1 protein-coding gene is annotated in these 269 nt (G+C 51.7%); it reads left to right on the forward strand.

Going from position 1 to position 269, the window contains the following annotated elements:
* Positions 1–258 (forward strand): DUF4282 domain-containing protein (locus ACPYOG_RS19615; RefSeq protein ID WP_481295795.1); only part of this gene is annotated, 258 nt, incomplete at its 5' end.
* Between the last annotated feature and the right edge of the window lie 11 nt (positions 259–269).

Genomic DNA, 269 nt, shown 5'->3' on the forward strand with positions numbered 1-269 from the left:
GCGCTACCGCTACGAGTAATAACCCGACGTCTCCCAGCCCTATCCATTATTTTCGCCGTCATCTTGTGGACTGCTTTCAGCATCGCCTCATTAGCGTCAGATGATAAAGGCAGCACCCCGGTTGCCACCATGGCAATCATCTTCGGTTGGATTCCGTCATTTCTCTTCATTGCCATGACGAGGATGCAGACCGAATTTGTCATCGCACTCATCAGGACCAGCGAGAACTCAGCTTCTATCCGCAAAAGGTTGCGCTGACCGCACTATTG

It is taken from the genome of Leifsonia sp. HAY1-4F, assembly GCF_056755275.1.